Source organism: Kribbella sp. (genome assembly GCF_035687465.1).
In the GTDB taxonomy this organism is placed as follows: Bacteria; Actinomycetota; Actinomycetes; order Propionibacteriales; family Kribbellaceae; genus Kribbella.
In genome coordinates this window covers 1-5,007 of the sequence record NZ_DASRXP010000384.1, presented here as the reverse complement: position 1 = coordinate 5,007, position 5,007 = coordinate 1, and the positions used below count along the sequence as shown (strand labels likewise).

The following is a 5,007-nucleotide window of genomic DNA, read 5'->3' as shown; positions in this document are numbered from 1 at the left end:
CCGACACAGCAGCCAGCAGCACTCCCACCATCCACTTCGGTGCAGGCAATGCCTCTGTCACATACACCGGCAGCCCGACCCCAATCAGCATCGTGCACAGTGCCAGCACCGTATTCGCACCGATCAGCACCAGGAACGGCTTGTCCTTACGCAGCAAGGGAGCCGGCCCGCTGTCCACGATCGACCGAGCGTCATGCCCCGCCTGGATCCACAGCAACATGAGCCCCGCGATCATGAACGTCACCGCGTTCACCGCCATCGCGATCAGGAACGGAGCGTCACCGTGGAAGCTGAGCAGCGCACCCGCCGCCAGCGCCCCGAGTCCGAACCCGCCCGCCTGCATCATCCCGGCCAGCCCGAACCACCGATCGCGGTCGCCCGGATCGGAGATGTCCGACAGCAGGCTGAAGATCGCCGACCAGAACACCCGCTGTCCCGTCGTCGTCACCAGCGCGCACAGGAACAGCAGCCACATCGACCGCCCGAAGAAGAACCCGACGAAAGCCAGCCCCTGCGCGAACTGTGCACCGATCACGAGGTTCCGCGGCCCGACCCGGTCGATTACCAACCCGACGGCCGCCGGTGCCGCGATGGAGAACAAAGTCGCGGCGGTCAGCAGCAGACCCGCAGTACCGAGTGGGATGTCCGCGACGCGGACGAAGAAGAGCAGGAGCAGGGGTCCCGCGCAGCCGCCACCGAAGGAGTCGATGGCGAGGCCGGCTAGCAAGGGGACGCGGCCCCGGACGTTCGGCAGGCCTAGGGACGTTGCTGTGGGCACGGCAGAGTGCTCCGATCGATAGTCGATTCGGCCCACTCGCAAGTTGGGGCTCTCGGCCGACGACACTAACAAGGCCCGGCCGGGAGCTACCAATTCTTTTACCCCAACACTTACTCCAGTGGCGAGGCCTCGCGGACCGACACCTGCCGCAGCGGCCGCCACGCGACCACGGTCATCACCACCATCGCCACGAAGGCCATCGCGAACGGTGCCGCCAGCCCGAACCGCTGCGCCAGTACGCCGCCCAGCAACGACCCGATCGCGGCGCCACCCACCGAAGCCAGCATGTACACACTGTTCACCCGCCCCAACAGCGCGTCCGGAGTGGCCAGCTGCCGCGCGGTGGTCGACACGATCCCCCAAACCACCGCATGCACCCCGAACACGGCCATCGTCACGCCGGCCACCCACGGACTCCGCGTCAACGCGAGGATCAGGTGAACCGTCGTCTCTATCACCAGCCCGGCGCGGAGCAAGGTGAGGCTGCCCACCCGCGGTTCGAGCAGGTGATACACCGGCGTACCCAAGATCGCCCCGACCGCGCCCGCCGAGATCAACAGCCCGTACTGCGTATCGCTGAGCCCGAGTCGTTCGCGGGCGAAGAGCACCCAGGTCGCGAAGGCCGCGCAGAAGGTGATGTTCATGACGAGGATCGCCCACGCCAACGTCCGGACACCAGGGTGGTTCCAGAGCCAGTGGATCCCCTCGCGCACGTCGGTCCACAGCGCAGTACGAGGTGATTCATCGGACGTTGCCGGCCGGGCGCTGACCTTCGCGATGAGCAATGCGGCAACGGCGAAAGTGACGGCATCGACGATGAGTGGAACACCCGCGCCGATGGCGAACAGCAAAGCCCCGATCGGCGGCCCACCCAACTGATTGACCAAAGTGCCCGTGGCAAAGAGTCGCGCATTGGCCTTGCCCAGCTGGGCCTTCGGTACAGCTGTGACGAGTAGTGCCCCGGCAGCATTGTCGGCCAGGGTCTCGGCAGACCCAAGCAGGAACAACACCAGATACACAGCCCACAACGGCGAAGCGTCAAGCAGTACTGCGAATCCGAGCGCCCCGATCACCACCGCACGAAAGGTGTCGGCGGCAACGACCATCAGGCGTCGGTCGAGTCGATCGGCGAGAGCGCCACCGAGCAACGCGAACAGCAGCCAGGGCAACTGCTGAACGAACACCGCAGCCGCGACGGCCACCGGCTCATCGGTGAGCGAGGCAACCAGCAACGGGCCAGCGGCAAGCATGGCCCCGTCGCCGAGATTGGAGATGACCGCGGCGGGCCAGATCTTGCGAAAGTCCCGCCCGAGTTCGGCGGGCAGGACGACAGAACGGAGGGATCGCATCGGAAGCTCCAGGAGGGCATGACGGCAGACTGGACAGCCGACGTCACTCCGACGCCGGCGGCCCCTCCGGTCAACCGCCCGCGATCAGACCTGTCTGATCAGCAGCCGAGCCGGACGGCGCGGGTCATGTCCTCAGACGATCTGGACATCACTCCCACCTCCCGTCCCATCCCACGCAGGGCAGTCCCTCCACCCCATCACCGCCAGACCTTACCGCCGCCACCTCCCGCCCAACACCCATTTCCACCGCCCCCTCAGACCACTCCCGACCACCAGGAGCGCTATCCTCAACGGTCGGTGGCCACCCCGGTTTTCCGGGCCGCCACCTGGAGGGTTCGCATAGTGGCCGAGTGCGCTGGTCTTGAAAACCGGTATGGCGGGTGACCGTCATCGTGGGTTCGAATCCCACACCCTCCGCCCAACCCGCAGTGAAACTCCTGCGCACCCGGTGACGCCTGGACGCTCAGCCGTGCCGACCGACACCTAGTGATGAGTTGTTGCGCCCGCATCCGTCTTATCTACGACTGGACACGATGAGACGGAAGGAACACGTGATGAGTGCGGACACGCGGCTGGAGGAGTTGGGCGTGAGCGGGCTGGGCGAGGTCGACGAGCCGACGTTCTCGGGGCTGGCGGAGCGGCACCGGCGGGAGTTGCACGTGCACTGCTACCGGATGCTCGGGTCGTTCGAGGACGCCGAGGACACCGTGCAGGAGACGTTCCTCCGTGCCTGGCGGCGGCGGGAGACCTTCGAGGGGCGGTCGACGTTCCGGGCCTGGCTGTACCGGATCGCCACTAACGCCTGCCTGGACCTGCTCGCCAAGTGCCGTCCGGAGCCCGCGACCGGTGGCGAGGTGCTGTGGCTGCAGCCCTACCCGGACCGGCTGCTCGACGAGCTGCCCGCGGGCGACGCGGACGAGCCGGAGACCGTCGCCGTCGCGCGGGAGACGATCGAGCTGGCCTACCTGGTCGCAGTCCAGCACCTCGCGCCACGACCACGGGCCGTGCTGATCCTGCGGGACGTGCTCGGCTGGCCGGCGAAGGACGTCGCGGAGCTCCTCGGGGACTCCGTCAACTCGGTGAACAGCGCGCTGCAGCGGGCCCGCGCCGGTATGCGGGAGCACCTGCCCGCCGAGCGGCAGGACTGGACCGGCGGCGAGGAGGATGCGGGGACGCGTGAGCTGGTGCGCCGCTTCACCGATGCGAGCGTGGCCACGGACGTCGACGTGCTCGCTGGCATGCTGCGGGACGACGTCCGCTGCTCGATGCCGCCCACGCCAGGCCTGTACCTCGGCCGGGACGCGGTGGTGAACAGCTGGGTCGAGGATGGCTTCGAGGGCATGAAGGGCCTGCGCGGCGTCCTGACCTCGGTGAACCGGCAGCCCGCCATCGCCTTCTACCTGTGGCAGGAGCACGAGAGCGCGTATCTGCCGCTGACGATCGACGTCCTGCGCGTCACCGGCGGGGCGATCACCGAGATCGTCACGTTCCACGACGACCAGTTCCCGCGACTCGGGCTGCCGGAGCGCCTGCCGGCGGACGGCACGGAGTAGTCCCGGTGTGGACGCTCGCGCTGCGCGGTGGCGAGCGGGTCGCGGTGGTCGCGGCGGAGTGGTGCGACGCGTTCGGCGTCGTCACTCGCGGGCGGGTGCAGCTGGAGCTGCGCGACGGCGAGCCCGGGCCGGTCCTCGGACGTGACGCCGGGTTCTGGCTCCGCGGTACCGGCGTCCGTGCTCTGCGGAACCCCGGCCGTCGCACGGCGAGGGTACGCATCGTCACCCCCAGGGCCAGGACCGTCACCTGCCAGTCAACACACCCCGAACGCCAGTTACCGAATGATGGAGGAACGACATGAACAGCATGAAGGACATCGGGGCCGTCGCAGGCTCGGCATCGGGCCAGACCAGCCACAACCACCGGCTCCGCGGGCTCGCCGGCACCGGCCTCCTTGCCACGCTCGCAGCGATGGTGGCCACCACCCTCGTCGCTGCGCTTGCCCGGGCCGTTGGCGCCGACTTCGAGGTTCCCGATGGTGGCGAGACGATCCCGGTGTCCGGGATTGCCGTGGTGACTGGCGTGTTCTCGGTCGTGGGCGTCGTCCTTGCCGTCGCTCTTCTTCGTTGGAGCGCTCGCCCCGCCAAGCGATTCGTGTGGACGGCATTGTCGCTGACCGTGATCTCGTTGGTCCCGCCCCTCCTCGCCGGCGCAAACACCGCCACCACCACGGCCCTCCTCGGCCTACACCTCGTCGCTGCGACGGTGATGATCCCCACCCTGGCGCGGAGCCTCCGCGCCAGGACCGATTCAGAGATCAGGCCTTCTGCCGAGCAGCCTCAGATCACCTGACTGTCAAGGTGAAGATGCTGCTGTAGACCGGGTCCACCTTCAGCCCGGTGCTGGTGGTGGTGCCGGGGGTCCACCAGCGGAACTGGGTCGCTCCGCGGCGGTTGAAGGTGAAGGTCGCGATGCCCCGGCCGGATGACAACGTCTTGTAGGTCATGCCCTGCCAGACGCCGCTCGCGTTCTTGAACTGCAACGCCGCCTGCTGACTACCCGCCGGGTCGACCCAGAGGTACGCCTGCGGCTTCGTGCCGAAAGTGATCACCGGTGCGATGAACTTCGCCGAGACCACCTGCGTTGTCGATCGGACCAGCTTGGCTGCGGTCGACGCGCCGTACATGAAACTTCCGGCCCGCTGCTGGTCGTCGGCGACTACCCGGAACTCACGAGCGCCCGCGTTCTTCACGGTGAACCTGTACGCGCCCACGCTGCCGGTCTTGGTGTTGCTGACGGCGTACCAGGCGCTGGTTGCTGTGTCCCTGGCCTGCAAGGTCACGTTGGTACTAGGCCCGTACATCGCCCACTCTTCGCACCTCGTCG

The 5,007-nt window shown here is 67.8% G+C and carries 5 protein-coding genes, 1 tRNA gene and 1 pseudogene; 4 read left to right on the top strand and 3 right to left on the bottom strand.

What is annotated here, in order from left to right; all coding sequences use genetic code 11:
- Positions 1-778 (bottom strand): MFS transporter (locus VFG33_RS20345; protein WP_325054496.1); only part of this gene is annotated, 778 nt, incomplete at its 3' end.
- A 110-nt stretch (positions 779-888) separates the two neighbouring features.
- Complete coding sequence (locus VFG33_RS20340) at positions 889-2,127, bottom strand: MFS transporter (protein ID WP_325054495.1); 1,239 nt, start codon at positions 2,125-2,127, stop codon at positions 889-891.
- A 328-nt stretch (positions 2,128-2,455) separates the two neighbouring features.
- Between VFG33_RS20340 and VFG33_RS20335 the strand changes: the two genes are divergently transcribed.
- From VFG33_RS20335 to VFG33_RS20320, 4 genes are all read left to right on the top strand, one after another.
- Positions 2,456-2,544: transfer RNA gene (locus VFG33_RS20335), tRNA-Ser, on the top strand.
- 137 nt (positions 2,545-2,681) lie between these two features.
- Positions 2,682-3,680, top strand: a complete 999-nt coding sequence (locus VFG33_RS20330) for an RNA polymerase subunit sigma-70 (protein WP_325054494.1) — start codon at positions 2,682-2,684, stop codon at positions 3,678-3,680.
- A 5-nt stretch (positions 3,681-3,685) separates the two neighbouring features.
- Positions 3,686-3,982 carry a hypothetical protein gene (locus VFG33_RS20325; protein ID WP_325054493.1) on the top strand — a complete coding sequence of 99 codons (297 nt, stop codon included), beginning with the start codon at positions 3,686-3,688 and terminating at the stop codon, positions 3,980-3,982.
- Positions 3,979-4,473 carry a DUF6069 family protein gene (locus VFG33_RS20320; protein WP_325054492.1) on the top strand — a complete coding sequence of 165 codons (495 nt, stop codon included), beginning with the start codon at positions 3,979-3,981 and terminating at the stop codon, positions 4,471-4,473. The genes VFG33_RS20325 and VFG33_RS20320 overlap by 4 nt, the downstream gene beginning before the upstream one ends.
- Here the strand turns inward: VFG33_RS20320 and VFG33_RS20315 are convergent.
- A pseudogene (locus VFG33_RS20315) lies at positions 4,466-5,007 on the bottom strand (hypothetical protein); the annotation flags it as partial. The gene VFG33_RS20320 and the pseudogene VFG33_RS20315 sit on opposite strands and share 8 nt — an antisense overlap.